The sequence below is a fragment of the Shimia sp. CNT1-13L.2 genome (genome assembly GCF_024331145.1).
Classification (GTDB): Bacteria; Pseudomonadota; Alphaproteobacteria; order Rhodobacterales; family Rhodobacteraceae; genus Shimia.
Genome location: NZ_JANDJO010000007.1, coordinates 86,468 through 100,233, shown reverse-complemented (window position 1 = coordinate 100,233; position 13,766 = coordinate 86,468). Strand labels below are relative to the sequence as shown.

The 13,766-nt window shown below is 58.9% G+C and carries 16 protein-coding genes; 15 read left to right on the top strand and 1 reads right to left on the bottom strand.

The window, feature by feature from the left end:
- The first annotated feature begins 42 nt into the window (after positions 1-42).
- From NNA36_RS15135 to NNA36_RS15115, 5 genes are read left to right on the top strand one after another with little or no spacing between them, the layout of a single operon-like run.
- Positions 43-693 (top strand): RHO alpha subunit C-terminal catalytic domain-containing protein, encoded by a 651-nt coding sequence (locus NNA36_RS15135; RefSeq protein WP_255108528.1) that lies wholly within the window; start codon positions 43-45, stop codon positions 691-693.
- On the top strand, positions 693-1,421 hold the full coding sequence (locus NNA36_RS15130) for a class II aldolase/adducin family protein (RefSeq protein ID WP_255108526.1): 729 nt from the start codon (positions 693-695) through the stop codon (positions 1,419-1,421). The genes NNA36_RS15135 and NNA36_RS15130 overlap by 1 nt, the downstream gene beginning before the upstream one ends.
- A complete protein-coding gene (locus NNA36_RS15125) occupies positions 1,418-2,062 on the top strand; it encodes an enoyl-CoA hydratase/isomerase family protein (RefSeq protein WP_255108524.1) in 645 nt (214 codons plus the stop codon). Before NNA36_RS15130 ends, NNA36_RS15125 begins: the two co-directional genes overlap by 4 nt.
- Positions 2,059-3,210, top strand: coding sequence for a CaiB/BaiF CoA-transferase family protein (locus tag NNA36_RS15120; protein WP_255108522.1), 1,152 nt, complete (start codon positions 2,059-2,061; stop codon positions 3,208-3,210). Before NNA36_RS15125 ends, NNA36_RS15120 begins: the two co-directional genes overlap by 4 nt.
- Positions 3,211-3,233: 23 nt before the next feature.
- Complete coding sequence (locus NNA36_RS15115) at positions 3,234-4,058, top strand: alpha/beta fold hydrolase (protein ID WP_255108520.1); 825 nt, start codon at positions 3,234-3,236, stop codon at positions 4,056-4,058.
- 60 nt (positions 4,059-4,118) lie between these two features.
- Here NNA36_RS15115 and NNA36_RS15110 read toward each other — a convergent pair whose 3' ends face one another.
- Positions 4,119-5,168, bottom strand: a complete 1,050-nt coding sequence (locus tag NNA36_RS15110; protein WP_255108518.1) for a LacI family DNA-binding transcriptional regulator — start codon at positions 5,166-5,168, stop codon at positions 4,119-4,121.
- A 151-nt stretch (positions 5,169-5,319) separates the two neighbouring features.
- Between NNA36_RS15110 and NNA36_RS15105 the strand changes: the two genes are divergently transcribed.
- The 10 genes from NNA36_RS15105 (at position 5,320) to NNA36_RS15060 (ending at position 13,763) form a co-directional block, all read left to right on the top strand.
- On the top strand, positions 5,320-5,502 hold the full coding sequence (locus NNA36_RS15105) for a hypothetical protein (protein ID WP_255108516.1): 183 nt from the start codon (positions 5,320-5,322) through the stop codon (positions 5,500-5,502).
- A gap of 34 nt (positions 5,503-5,536) precedes the next feature.
- Positions 5,537-6,682 (top strand): TRAP transporter substrate-binding protein, encoded by a 1,146-nt coding sequence (locus tag NNA36_RS15100; RefSeq protein WP_255108514.1) that lies wholly within the window; start codon positions 5,537-5,539, stop codon positions 6,680-6,682.
- A gap of 117 nt (positions 6,683-6,799) precedes the next feature.
- Positions 6,800-7,315 carry a TRAP transporter small permease gene (locus NNA36_RS15095; RefSeq protein ID WP_255108512.1) on the top strand — a complete coding sequence of 172 codons (516 nt, stop codon included), beginning with the start codon at positions 6,800-6,802 and terminating at the stop codon, positions 7,313-7,315.
- An 11-nt stretch (positions 7,316-7,326) separates the two neighbouring features.
- Positions 7,327-8,655, top strand: a complete 1,329-nt coding sequence (locus tag NNA36_RS15090; protein WP_255108510.1) for a TRAP transporter large permease — start codon at positions 7,327-7,329, stop codon at positions 8,653-8,655.
- A gap of 10 nt (positions 8,656-8,665) precedes the next feature.
- On the top strand, positions 8,666-9,973 hold the full coding sequence (gene hisD / locus NNA36_RS15085) for a histidinol dehydrogenase (RefSeq protein WP_255108508.1): 1,308 nt from the start codon (positions 8,666-8,668) through the stop codon (positions 9,971-9,973).
- Between the two features lie 4 nt (positions 9,974-9,977).
- Positions 9,978-10,736: an SDR family NAD(P)-dependent oxidoreductase gene (locus NNA36_RS15080; RefSeq protein ID WP_255108507.1), complete on the top strand. Its 759-nt coding sequence runs from the start codon at positions 9,978-9,980 to the stop codon at positions 10,734-10,736.
- On the top strand, positions 10,733-11,713 hold the full coding sequence (locus NNA36_RS15075; protein WP_255108506.1) for a zinc-binding dehydrogenase: 981 nt from the start codon (positions 10,733-10,735) through the stop codon (positions 11,711-11,713). Before NNA36_RS15080 ends, NNA36_RS15075 begins: the two co-directional genes overlap by 4 nt.
- Before the next feature lie 11 nt (positions 11,714-11,724).
- Positions 11,725-12,015, top strand: coding sequence for a UxaA family hydrolase (locus tag NNA36_RS15070; protein WP_255108504.1), 291 nt, complete (start codon positions 11,725-11,727; stop codon positions 12,013-12,015).
- A 12-nt stretch (positions 12,016-12,027) separates the two neighbouring features.
- The gene (locus NNA36_RS15065; protein ID WP_255108502.1) at positions 12,028-13,209 is read left to right on the top strand and encodes a UxaA family hydrolase; all 1,182 of its coding nucleotides are present in this window, start codon (positions 12,028-12,030) and stop codon (positions 13,207-13,209) included.
- Positions 13,210-13,355: 146 nt separating this feature from the next.
- On the top strand, positions 13,356-13,763 hold the full coding sequence (locus NNA36_RS15060; RefSeq protein ID WP_255108500.1) for a universal stress protein: 408 nt from the start codon (positions 13,356-13,358) through the stop codon (positions 13,761-13,763).
- Positions 13,764-13,766 lie beyond the last annotated feature (3 nt).

The following is a 13,766-nucleotide window of genomic DNA, read 5'->3' as shown; positions in this document are numbered from 1 at the left end:
TGCGGTTTCGTTTTCGTCAACCTTGACGAGGACGCTGCCCCTATGGGACCGGAATTGGTAGAATACCGTGACAACCTGCTCAGCTTTCACCCGGACCCGACCAAGCTGAAGTTCGTCTGCGAGACCGAGATTGAACATGACAGCAACTGGAAGCTCTCGGTCGAGAACTACAACGAATGCTATCACTGCCCCACCGTACACGCGAGTTCGCTGACACACGGGGTGCTAGCGATGGAAGGGTACACAACCATCCCAAAGGGCAAGACGATCTGGCACGATGGCAAGGCGCAGACGCAGAACGAAAAACAGTATGATTACGACGTGACGGCCAGCGCACGGGCAGGGGATTATGGGGCCTATTGGATTTTCCCGAATGTGTCGATGTGCTGCTATCCCGGCGGATATTTCACCATTCGCCAGTTCCTGCCGGTAGCCTGGAACAAAACGATCTATCGTTACCGTTGGTTCTCGTCTGGCGACATTGCCGATGAGGATGTGGTCGCGCTGGCAAAAAAACACAAGGAAACCACCGGTGCCGAGGACGAGGTGGTGGTGTCGAAAATCCAGAAAGGCATGCAAAGCCGCGCGTTTGAGCCCGGCCCCTATGTGATCGGTGACGGCTGTGGCGCGATGAGCGAGGTTGGCTTGCGCCATTTCCACAATCTCTACCGCGACGCTTTGGGGGAAAGCTGATGTCGGGTGCCATTCGCCGGGAACTGGCTGCGCTCTATCGGTTGGCGCATCACTATGGCTGGACCGATCTGACCTCTACTCACATTTCGGCACGACTACCTGATGATCCTGAGCATTACCTGCTCAATTCGCATGACCTGATGTTTGACGAGATCACAGCATCGAACCTGACTCGCATGTCGTTTGATGGGCATGCGGTGGATGATGAACCGGGCAGCGGGCGGATCGTCAACCTTGCGGGGCATATCATCCACTCGGGTATTTTGAGCGCGCGGCCCGAGGTGAACTTCGTGATCCACAGTCATACCCGGGCCGGGGTGGCGGTCTCGGCGATGCCCGGGGGGCTTTTGCCATTGTCTCAACATGCAGGTTTTGTTCTGGGGACGCTGTCGAGTCACCCTTATCAGGACTCGACCGCCGTTGCCGACGAAGGCGCGCTGCTGGCGCGGGATCTGGGCGACAATTATGCCATGCTGCTACAAAACCACGGATTGCTTGTGGTTGGTCGCACGGCAGCAGAGGCGTTTCAGTATCATTACTATCTTGAAATGGCCTGCAAGATACAGGTGGATATTCTGGCGGGGACCGATCGTCCGATTGAAATCACCCCCGATGCCATGGCGGCGCTGCATGACTGGGGGGCGCCTGCAAACGGCCCTCATGGCGGTGTACAATGGCCGTCGTTGATGCGCATGCTGGAGCGCACTGTGCCGGAGTATCGTGAATGACGAAGACCGATCTGATTCAGACCACTCGAGAGGGTGCGCTGCTGATCGTGACGATCAACCGTCCCGACAAGGCCAACTCGCTCACCACCGAGATGCTGGTTGTCCTGCGTGACGTCTTTCGGGGGGCCGCTGAAGATGCAAACCTTCGCGCAGTCCTTATCACAGGTACAGGGGGACGGGTGTTCTGCGCAGGGGCAGATCTGAACTCGCTTCATGACAAACAGGACGGCCCCGACCCTTGGGACGAGATGGCCCGCGCTTTGCATGCGGTTCCCATGCTGACCATCGCAGCAATCAACGGCCCCTGCATGGGCGGCGGGTTGACGCTTGCGCTCGGGTGCGACATCCGAGTCTGCGTGCCCGAGGCGCGTTTTTCCTATCCAGTGCTGAAGAACAACGTGTTGCCCGGGCGATATGACGTTGACCGCTTGCAGGCGCTGATTGGCGCAGGGCGCAGCGCGACGATCCTGCTGGGAGGCGACAGCGTGATGGCAGACGAGGCCATCGCCTGGGGCCTCGCAGACCGCATGGTTGATCGCGGGGCGCTTGAACAAACTTGCCGTGATCTAAGTGCGACGGCCTGCGCTGCTGACCGTACGCATCTGAAAACTCTGAAATCCATGCTGAGAGGTGCCGCATGAAAGGTATCCGCATAGTCGACATGACGTCGGTTCTGTCCGGCCCGTTTTGCACATGGCTGCTGGCCAGCCTTGGGGCCGATGTGATCAAGGTGGAAAACCCGAACGGTGATCTGGCGCGCACGACGCCGCCTTTCGAAGACAACGTCAGCCTCTATTTTGCTTCGCTGAATCGCAACAAACGTTCGGTGAAACTGGATCTGAAGACTGAGGAAGGCAAGGAGGCGCTGCACAAGCTTTTGGCGACCGCAGACGTCTTTGTTGAAAACATGCGACCCGGAGTGCGTGATCGGCTGGGCTGCGGAGACGCCGATCTGAAGCGCATCAACCCGCGCCTGATCTCTGCGTCGATAAGCGGCTTTGGCCAGACCGGTAGCCTTTCGCACCGTCCGGCCTATGACATCGTTGTGCAGGCGATGAGCGGTATGATGAGCATCAATGGCGAGTTGGGGGGGGACCCAACTCGCGTAGGGTTCTCCGTCGGCGACATTGCCGCCGCGCTGTTTACCACCATCGGTATCCTGCAACGTCTTTATGAACGCGACGCCAAGGGAGTAGGCGAAACAAGCCATCTTGATGTCTCAATGCTGGCCTGCCAATGGGTCTGTCTGGAGAATGCCTTTGCGCGCTATCTGAACGCGGGCATCGTGCCCGGACCGATTGGATCACGCCACCCCTCAATGGCTCCCTTCGAGCCTTATCCGACTGCGGATAGGGACATTGTCATCGGTCTGGGCAGCGATAAGGATTGGCCACGCTTCTGCGAAGCAATCGGGTATCTCGAGCTGCTAAAAGATCCCCGTTTCCAAGGTGATGAAGCGCGTTTGGCCAACAGGGATGATTTGGATGATGTGCTTGGCGCACATCTGAAACAGCATTCCTCGTCGCATTGGACGAAGATATTGATCGACAATGGTATTCCCTGTTCGGTCGTCGAGACGATCCAGACGATCGCCGACAGTCCTCTGTCAGAAGAATATGCGGCCTTTTCGACGGTGACTTCGAACGGACGCGACATGCGCTTTGCGCGAAATCCAGTTGCGGATCGGAACTTTGAGGAAAGTCCGGCACCTGAGTTGGGCCAGCACACGGCCGAAGTTCTTGCCGAACTGGGCTATGACACCGACGCCGTCGCGGCCCTGAGCCGCTGAGCGCCCTCAATCAGGATACCACTATGCCTGAATTTCAATCCGCTGACGGACTGACCCTGTATTACGAAGACACGGGGGCTGGCACGCCGATCCTTTTTGTTCACGAATTTGGCGGCGACTATCGCAGCTGGCATTTGCAGGTTCCGGTGCTGGCGCAAAAGTTTCGTTGCATCACCTTCAGTGCGCGTGGCTTCCACCCTTCAGCCATACCAGAGGATCGGGCCCGTTATGGTCAGACGTTTTCGACTGGCGATGTGCTGGCGTTGATGGATCATCTGGGAGTGGAACGTGCTCATGTCGTCGGCACATCAATGGGCAGTTTTACCAGCCTGGATTTCGCTTTGACCTACCCCGATCGCGTCCTTGGCGTGACCTTGGTCGGCAACAGTTCCGGCCCGCGTGATGAGGCTGAGCGTGTGCATTACCGCGAGACCTGGATCGGCCATGAGGTCGCCTTGCGTGAGACACGGGGCGGACAGGGCGCGGTCGAGGTGCTGGAAGACGATCCTGCCTATCAGAGTTTTCAGAAAAATCAGCCGGAGCATTGGGCCATCTACGCGAACAACCTGCGAGGTCAGTCTGCTTCAGGGGCGGTGCATGTGCTTTCGACCGTACATTGGAGCCGGCGTTCGCTGTTCGAGGATACCGAGCGTTTGAAAGCCTTCGATCGGCCGGTGCTGCTGGTAACCGGAGACGAGGACTATTACCTTGTCGGGGAGACCAATGCCTTCCTGCAAGATATTCTGCCCCATGCCACATGGCACCGCTTTCCCGGGACTGGTCATCTGGTTAACATCGAACGTGCCGAGGTGTTCAATCAGCTGCTCTCGGATTTTGCGGGGCAATGACGTGAGCTGAAGAACCACGCTTTCGCTTCGTTGGCTGCGGTCTTCCTTGTGGTTCCGCGCCTAAGGGGCGGGGCCGAGCGAGTCACGTATCGTGGTCGTGGCGTCCAGTTCCACGCTGGGGCCGGGATTCTCGCCTTTGCGCAGGGCGACCAGCAAGCGGGCCGCGCCCTTGCCCATGTTGCGGTGCGGGACATGGACCGTTGTCAGGGGCGGGGTCACGATTTCGGCAATTTCAATGTCGTCGAAGCCGGTGATGGAAACGTCTTCCGGCACCTTGATGCCCATTTTCCGGGCCTGAATCAGAGCGCCGGCGGCGAGCACGTCGTTGCCACACATAATCGCCGTGGGCCTGGGGGTCAGTTGCATGGCATCTTCGAAAGCCCGCGCGCCGTTGGCGATAGAGTAGGGGGTTTCGATGACGTGGAGGCTGTTTGGATCAACGTCGCGGGACAGCATCGCCTGTTTGACGCCTTCGCACCGCAGTCGCGCCCTGTCATTGCCGTTCAGGTCGGCGGTGACAAAGACCATCGTGCGATGTCCCATGTCCAAAACCTGTTCGGCCAGGTCTTGCATGGCTTTGCGGTTGTCAAACCCGATCGAAAGCTGCGCGTTCTCCTGATCGTAGACCCATGCGACCACGCTGGGGATTTGTTGTTTCTGAAGGAACTCGTAGACCTGTGGGGTTCTGTCAAAGCCGATAAGCAGCAGGGCATCGGCGCCGCGTGCAACAAGGCTGCGGATCTGTTCTTCTTCGAGTTCGGGATTGTAGGAAGAGCTTGCGACGAGCAGGGTTATGCCATGGCGCTGAAGTTCTTCCTGGAAGGCCTGAAGGCCGCGCGCGAAGATGGCGTTTTCCATCGTGGGGATGATGGCGCCGAATGTTCTTGTGCGTTTGGCCGCCAGGGCCTGCGCGCCAAAATTGGGCGTGTAACCAAGGGCTTTGACCGCATCGAGAACCTTTTTGCGGGTCTTTTCCGAGACGACCGACGGGTTGTTCAGGCATCGAGACACGGTTGCTGTTGAAACGCCGGCACTGCGTGCGACATCTTCCAGCGTCGGGGAGATCGCCGTCTGTTGGTCTTCAGAAACTGGAAACGGTGCCTTCTTCATCTACCTTTGCACATATGCAGCCTTGCAATACCCTTTGCGCCCTTCGTCTGGCGGGGTCAACCGGTGTATTGTTCAGGCTAAAATGTAAGCGCTTGCATTGCAATATGTAAGCGCTTACAGTTACCTCGAATCGAAGGGAGAGGGGGGTGAAATGCTTAAATTCGCATCCGGTGCGTTGTTTCTTGCATTCTTGATCAACGTGGTGGCTGGCGCTTTTGGGTACGGCCAATTCCTCGGGGACGTTGGAGAGATGCTGCTGCTGTTTGCGGCATCTCTTTCGTTCGTTGTCATCACCCTGAACAAAGAGGCGAAAGACAAGACAGATAATCAATAAATCAAGAACTTACATGACCCATAGGGAGGAAAAAATGGATCGTGAAAAGCAAGAACTGGCTTCGGCGTCACGTCGAAACTTCTTGAAGCTGGCAGGAAGCGGCAGCTTTACCGCGGCGCTTGTGGCCGGTGCGGCTGGCACGCTGTGGTCGACCGAAGCGGCGGCGCAGACTGCGAAGGAGGAACGTGAACGCGAGAGCGCAGCGGAGTACACGATGACGCTTGCAACTGCCTATGTTCTGGGTGCGACACGCAGCTATCCCATCATGCAGCTGGATCTGAAAGAGAACATCCAGAATGCAACCAACGGCAAAGTCTATGTAAAATTGGCGCCCGGTGGTCAGTTGGGGGCGGGTGGTGCCCTGGTTCAGGCGGTACAGGCCGGCACCATCCAGTGTGCGCAGCATTCGCTTTCGAACTTTGCGCCCTATGCCAGTGCCGCAGACCTGATCAACATGCCTTACTTCTGCGGGTCGAATCAACGTTTCACGAACCTCGTGACCTCGGATGCGTGGAAGTCGGAAGTGCATCCCAAGATCGAGGCGGCCGGGTTCAAGGCGCTTTTCTATATCAACATCGACCCGCGGGTCGTGGCCGTGCGCAAGGGCGGGAATGCGGTGATCACGCCGGGTGATATGTCGGGGATCAAGTTCCGCGTGCCCGGGTCGAAGATGCTGCAACAATACTACCGCATGGTCGGGGCCAACCCGACGCCGGTGGCCTGGGGCGAAACCCCGTCTGCGATCAAGCAGGGCGTGGCGGACGCACTGGACCCGTCGGTGGGCGCCCTGTTCGTGTTCGGCTTCAAGGATATCCTGAGCCACGTGACCTTTACCCAGGCGGTGCCGGACAGCCAGATCTATTCCATGAACCTGGAATGGTTCAATTCGCTGCCGTCGGATGTTCAGGACGGTATCGAGTTCGCGGGCGAACTGACGTCGCATCAGAACCTGTCCAAGGTTCCCTCGGCGCGCACCTATGCCATGGCAGAACTGCGCAAGGCGGGTGTGGAGTTCCATAGCCTCAGCGACGATCAGCTGGCGGAATGGCAGGCGGCTGGCGGATACCAGCGTTCGGAATGGGACGAGTTCAAGGTCGAGCTGGCCGGCTCCATGGATACCTTTGCCAAGCTTGAAGAAGCGGCGGGGACCAAGGGGCGCTACTATGTCCATGACGCCTGATACGGCCTGACGCGTTACTGGGGCGGCGGACTGTTTTGCGCCGCCCCGACCACCTGACGATACCTTGGAAATCCGGCTGCCAGCTGCCCTTCACGCGCTGGTTCACGGGAGGATTGCATGCAACGGATACTGCAAGAACTGAACCGGAATGCAGAGCGGTGGTTGCTGCTTGTGTTCTACACGATGCTGGTGGCGACGATGTTCATCGAAGTTCTCCGGCGCGAGCTGTTGTCCTACTCTTCGATCTGGGGTGAAGAGATTGTCCGGTACTCGTTCATCTATCTTGCCTGGATCGGTGCTGCGGCGGCGGTGCGCGAGCGCGGCCATATCCGTATCGATGTCATCATGCATTACGTCAGCCCGCGTCTGAAGGCGCTGCTTTACCTCTTCGGTGATCTGGTGATGGTCGCGGTGTCGGTGGTTGCGCTCTACTATTCGTTTGAAACGGTTCACGTTTCTGCAAAATTCGGTTCCGTTACGGACGGGCTTCGCATCAGCCGGGTCTGGTTCTTGATGGCGGTTCCGGTCGGTTTTGCCCTCGTTCTGCTTCGCCTCTTTCAATCCATTCTCCGCGATGTCGCGGACCTTCGTGCGGGTCGACCCGTCTACGAAGGCGACAAACTTTTCGATTGAGGAGATAGGTCATGCTTTGGAACCAACTTGAGCAAACCGTTGTCCTTGGTTGGGACTTTTACGGTCCGGTCCTTCTTTTTGTCGTGCTGGTTGCATTGGCCGTGCCTGTGTGGGCCGCCATCGGCTCTGCCGCGATCTTGATGCTGGTCTGGTCCGGGGCTCTGCCGCTCAGCCTTGTTGGCGAGAAACTGTTCTCCGGTATCGATTTCTTCGCTTTGACTGCGGTCCCTCTGTTTATCCTGACGGGTGACGTTCTTGTGCGCACCGGGTTGAGTAGGAAATTCCTTGATGTCGCCGAGGCGCTCACGCAATTCGCCAAAGGTGGCTTTGGTTCGGCCACAGTGTTGGTGTGCGGGATGTTCGCCGCGATTTCGGGCTCGGATGCCGCGGGGGCGGCTGCTGTTGGCCGCATGACCATCGACCGGCTGGTCGAGTCCGGCTATCCGCGGCCCTATGCCTGTGCGCTTGTGGCGGCCGGTGCCTGTACCGGTATCCTGATCCCGCCGTCGATTGCCTATATCATCATTGGTCTCGTGCTGGGTATTTCAGCCTCGACCCTGTTCCTTGCGGCCCTGATCCCGGGCATCGCGATCCTGCTGTCCATTCTTGCCACCAATATCATCATGAACCGGCTCAAGGGCTGGGAAGGTGGCGGCAACATCAGCATGTCCGAGTATTTCTCGCGTCTTGTTAAGGCCCTGAAATCTGGGTGGTATGCCTTTCTTGTGCCGGGCATCATCTTCTATGGCATCTTTTCGGGGCGTCTGACGCCGACCGAAGCGGGGGCCACGGCCGTTGTGGTGACGATCATCATGGGCTTTGTCCTGCGGACCCTGAGCCTGAGCGACTTTCCGGCGATGCTGGTCAGTTCGGCCAAGGTGAACGGGGTTATCCTTCCGATCATCGCCTTTTCGGCCCCCCTGGCGGAGGCGCTGGCCATCATTGGGGTTCCCCAGGGCTTCGTGGCTGCTGCGACTTCGGTAAGTGATGAGCCGCTGGTGTTGATCCTGATGATGGTGGGCATCCTGATCGCGGCGGGTTGCGTGATGGAAACCACGCCGAACATCGTGATCCTTGCGCCGATCCTCAAGCCATTGGCTGATGACATCGGCATGAACGAGATTCAGTTCTGCATCATGATGATCACGGCCCTTGGTGTGGGCTTCATCACACCGCCGTTGGGTCTGAACCTTTTCGTTGTCGCGGGGATTACCGGGGAGTCGATCCTGAAGATCGCCTACCGCGCCATCCCGTTCGTCCTGTTCATGCTGATTGTCACGCTGTTCATCGCCTACGTGCCAACGATCTCAACCGTTCTTCTGCCAGATATTTATAAATAGGAAGCAATCAATGCCGAGAGAATATCTCAAAAAAGCCACGCTGACCTCGAAGAGCGATGCCTCGGAAACCAAGAAGATTGTGCGCGAAATTCTTGATGAGATCGAGGCGGGCGGTGATGCGGCGGCCATGGAATATGCCAGCAAGTTTGACAACTATGATGGTGAAATCCTGTTGTCGCCCGAGGCCGTTGAGGCGGCTTCGGCGCTGGTGCCCGAGAAGCTCAAGCAGGACATCCAGTTCAGCCATGCCAACGTCAAGAAATTTGCCGAGGCGCAGCTGAACACGGTGAAGGACTTTGAAACCGAGGTCGTGCCGGGCTTTATCGCGGGGCAGAAGGCGATCCCGGTGGATGCGGCTGGCTGCTATGTTCCGGGGGGGCGGTACAGCCACATCGCCAGTGCGATCATGACCGTCACGACCGCAAAAGTGGCCGGGTGTAAGCATATCGTGGCCTGTTCCCCGCCGCGTCCGGGCGTGGGTATTGCCCCCGCCATCATCTATGCGGCGCACGTGTGCGGCGCGGATAAGATCATGGCCATGGGCGGTGTTCAGGGTGTTGCGGCCATGACCTTTGGTCTGTTCGGGCTGCCCAAGGCAAATATCCTGGTTGGCCCGGGCAACCAGTTCGTCGCCGAGGCCAAGCGGATGCTGTTTGGGCGGGTCGGTATCGACATGATCGCCGGGCCGACCGACAGTCTGATCCTTGCCGACAAGACAGCCGATCCGATGGTGGTTGCCGCCGATCTCGTTGGTCAGGCAGAGCATGGCTACAACTCGCCGGTATGGCTGGTCACGGATGATCGGGCCTTGGCCGAAGAGGTCATGCGCCTAGTGCCGACGCTGATCGACGATCTTCCCGAGGTGAACCGCGACAATGCCACCGCGGCCTGGCGCGACTATGCGGAGGTCATTCTATGCCCCGACCGGGAAGAAATGGCGGCGACGTCTGATGCCTATGCGCCCGAACACCTGACCGTTCAGGCCGAGGATCTGGATTGGTGGCTGGATCGTCTGAGCTGCTATGGATCGCTGTTCCTTGGTGAGGAAACAACGGTTGCCTTTGGCGACAAGGCGGCAGGTACGAACCACGTTCTGCCGACCTCTGGCGCGGCCAGCTATACCGGGGGCCTGAGTGTGCACAAGTACATGAAGATCGTGACCTGGCAGCGGGCGACACGCGAAGGTTCCAAGCCTGTCGCCGAGGCGACGGCACGGATTGCCCGGCTTGAGGGAATGGAAGGTCATGCGCGCACGGCCGATATTCGCCTGAAGAAGTATTTTCCGGATGAAGAATTCACCCTGACGGCGGAAGGCTGAACCGTTGCCCGCATCCAACCTGTTCAACATAGACGGTCGGGTGGCCGTCGTGACCGGTGCCAGTTCCGGCCTTGGGCAACGCGCCGCCACCATTCTGGCCAGGTCTGGGGCCAAGGTGGTTGGCGTCGCGCGGCGTGGCGATGCGTTGGAAGATTGGGCCAACGGGATCGGAGACAATGCCGCCGTTGTCGCCGGGGATGTCGCCAACCTTGATATGGTCGACGATCTCGCGCGGCAGCTCGCCGCTCCGTTCGGTGCGCCCGATATTATTGTTCATGCGGCCGGGCTCAATCCCCGGCTTCCGGCAGAAGACCTGACGCCCGATGTCTGGAGCGCCACCCTTGCCGTCAATCTGTCGGCGCCCTTTTTCCTGAGCCAGGCCTTCGTTCCGGCGATGAAAAAAAGCGGTTGGGGGCGGATCGTCAACTTTGCGTCCCTTCAATCGTTTCGTGCGTTTCCAAACGGCCTGCCCTATGGCGCGTCCAAAGGGGGCGTGGCCCAGATGACGCGGGCCATGGCCGAAGCGTGGTCGTCTTCCGGCATCATGGTGAATGCCATTGCGCCCGGCTTTTTCGAGACGGAACTGACCGCATCGGTTTTTGCCGATCCGGAGAGAGCCGCCCGCAATGCGGCGCAAACATGTATCGGGCGCAATGGCGAGGCCGAAGATCTGGACGGGCCACTGCTGTTCCTGTGCTCGGATGCCTCGCGATACGTGACCGGTCAGATCCTGATGCTGGATGGGGGGTTCACGGCGAAATGAAGGCTCTTGTCTACACGAATGTGCAATCGCTGTCGTACGAAGACACGCAGGATCCCACGCCGCAGTTCGGAGAGGCCCTTGTCCGGGTGGACAGCGTTGGGATTTGCGGCTCGGACATGCATGCCTTTCTTGGGCACGACAACCGCCGGCCGGCTCCGTTGATCCTTGGGCACGAGGCTGCCGGGACAATTGTTGGTGGGCCGCGTGATGGCGACCGCGTGACGATCAATCCGCTGGTCACCTGCGGTACCTGCGACGCCTGTACGTCCGGGCGGGAAAACCTGTGCGCCTCGCGGCAGATCATTTCGATGCCCCCACGTGAGGGGGCGTTTGCAGACCTTGTGCGCATACCCGAAGTCAACCTCGTGACGGTGCCGGATGATGTTTCCCTGGAAAAGGCGGCGCTTGCCGAACCTATCGCGGTTGGTTGGCACGCGGCGCGGCTTGGGGACGAGGCGCTTCATGGCGCGGAACCCCGTCGCGGGCTGGTCATTGGGGGAGGGGCCATAGGCGTGGCCTCTGCCTTGTCGCTGTCCGCGATGGGCTTTGAAGACGTGGTCATCATCGAAAGAAACGAGAGCCGGCGCGACTACCTCGCGCGGACCTGCGGATTGCAGGTTGCCACGGAGATAGAGGGCGAATTCCCGCTCGTTGTTGATGCTGTCGGCTTTGCCGCGACACGGGCGGCGGCCTCGGCTGCGGTCAAGCCCGGCGGGGTGATGCTGCATATCGGTCTGGGCGAGGATACTGGTGGGCTGGATGTGCGCCGCATGACGCTTCAGGAAATCACCTTTATCGGCACCTACACCTACAGCGCACAAGACTTTCGCGATACGGCCCAAGCCATGTTCGACGGGCGCTTGGGGCCGCTTGACTGGGTGGAGAGCCGCCCCCTGTCAGATGGCGCACATGCCTTTCAGGACATTCTGAACGGCCGGGTCGCCGCACCGAAAATCATTCTAAAACCTGACGCCTGAGGAGACTACAAATGGCTGAAATTCCACACCTTCTCGTCCACGAACATGCCGATAACGTTGGCGTGGTCGTGGTCGAGGGCCTGACGGCCGGCACCGACATGTTGGTTTGCGTGACGCATGACAATTCGACGTTCCGTCTGACGTCAGGTGCCGATGTCCCGATTGGCCACAAGATTGCCCTGAAGGACTTCAAGAATGGCGACACCGCGATCAAGTACGGCGAGGACATCGGCAAGATCATCGCCGACATCCCCAAGGGCGCCCACGTTCATACCCACAACTGCAAAACGAAGCGCTGGTAAGGAGCTCATTTCATGGCACTCGATTTCAAAAACATGTCCGTGCATGCCTACCGTCGTGAAAATGGCCGCGTTGGCGTTCGTAACCACGTGATAATCTTGCCGGTGGACGACATTTCCAACGCCGCCTGCGAGGCCGTGGCAAATAATGTCAAAGGCACGCTTGCCCTTCCGCATGCCTATGGTCGCCTGCAATTCGGTGCCGATCTGGAGCTGCATTTCCGGACCATGATCGGCACAGGCGCGAACCCCAATGTGGCGGCCGTGGTGGTGATCGGTATTGAGCCCGGATGGACCAAGCGTATCGCCGACGGCATTCGCGAAACCGGCAAACCGGTCGCCGAGTTCTCGATCGAGCAGAAGGGGGATTTTGAAACCATCCGCCAGGCCAGTTGGGCAGCGAAGGAGTTCGTGCATCTGACGTCGGAATACCAACGTGAAGAGTGTGGGCTGAACGAGTTGTGGATATCGACGAAATGCGGTGAGTCCGACACGACCACCGGTCTTGGGTCATGTCCGACCGTTGGCAACATGTACGACAAGCTTTTGCCCGAAGGCATCACGGGGTTCTTTGGCGAGACGTCGGAAATCACCGGCGCGGAGCATATTTGCCAGAAGCGTGCGATCAACGAGGAGGTTGGTGAGCGCTGGTACAAGATGTGGAAAGCCTATCAGGATGACGTGATCTTTGCGCATCAGACCGACGACTTGTCGGACTCGCAGCCGACGAAAGGCAATATCGAAGGCGGCCTGACCACGATTGAAGAGAAGGCCCTTGGCAATCTCGAAAAAATCGGCCGGACGTCGCGCTACATCGACATTCTGGACGCGGCCGAGGCTCCGGGATCGGGTGCGGGGCTTTACTTCATGGACAGTTCATCGGCTGCTGCCGAGTGTGTGACCCTGATGGCGGCAGGTGGGGCCGTGATCCACACCTTCCCGACCGGTCAGGGCAACGTGGTGGGCAACCCGATTGTCCCCGTGATCAAGATCACGGCGAACCCGCGGACCGTGCGCACCATGGGGGAGCACGTGGACATTGATGTGTCCGGCATCCTTCGTCGTGAGCAGACCATCGACGAAGCCGGCGATGCGCTGATCGAGATGATCCGCCGCACGGCCAATGGCCGGAACACCGCTGCGGAAGCGCTTGGTCACCGCGAATTCTCGATGACCAAACTGTATCGCAGCGCTTGATCCAAACGGGGCGGCGTAATGGTGCCGCCCCGTTTTCAAAAACGGCAATAGGCGACGATTTGAGTGCAGTTGCAGACTTGTCGTAAAAAATCATGCTCCCGGGACGAGGCCAACAGCTGCCACCTGAAACAAGAGAGGACGTGACCATGCACAAACACATTCTGATCCCGGTAGCGCTTGACCATGAAGGCGTTGTCGTCAACAAAATCGCGGCCGCGCGCCGGCTTTTGGACGAAGGTGGAAAGATCACGCTTCTCACGGTGCTGGAGGATATACCCGGGTTTGTTGCCGAGCTCGTTCCGTCGAAGCCCGAGAACCACCTCACGGCGCGTATCAAGGCGCATCTGGACAAAATTGCAGGCGGGGCAGAGGACATCGGCACCGAGGTCGTAACCGGTAAACCGGGGCTGAAGGTCTCAGAATATGCCCGCCAGCACGAGGTTGATATGATTATTGTCGGCTCGCATAAACCGGGTGTTCAGGATTACTTCCTTGGTTCGACGGCTTCACGGATTTCCCGTCGCGCCCCTTGTTCGGTGATGATCATTCGTTGACGA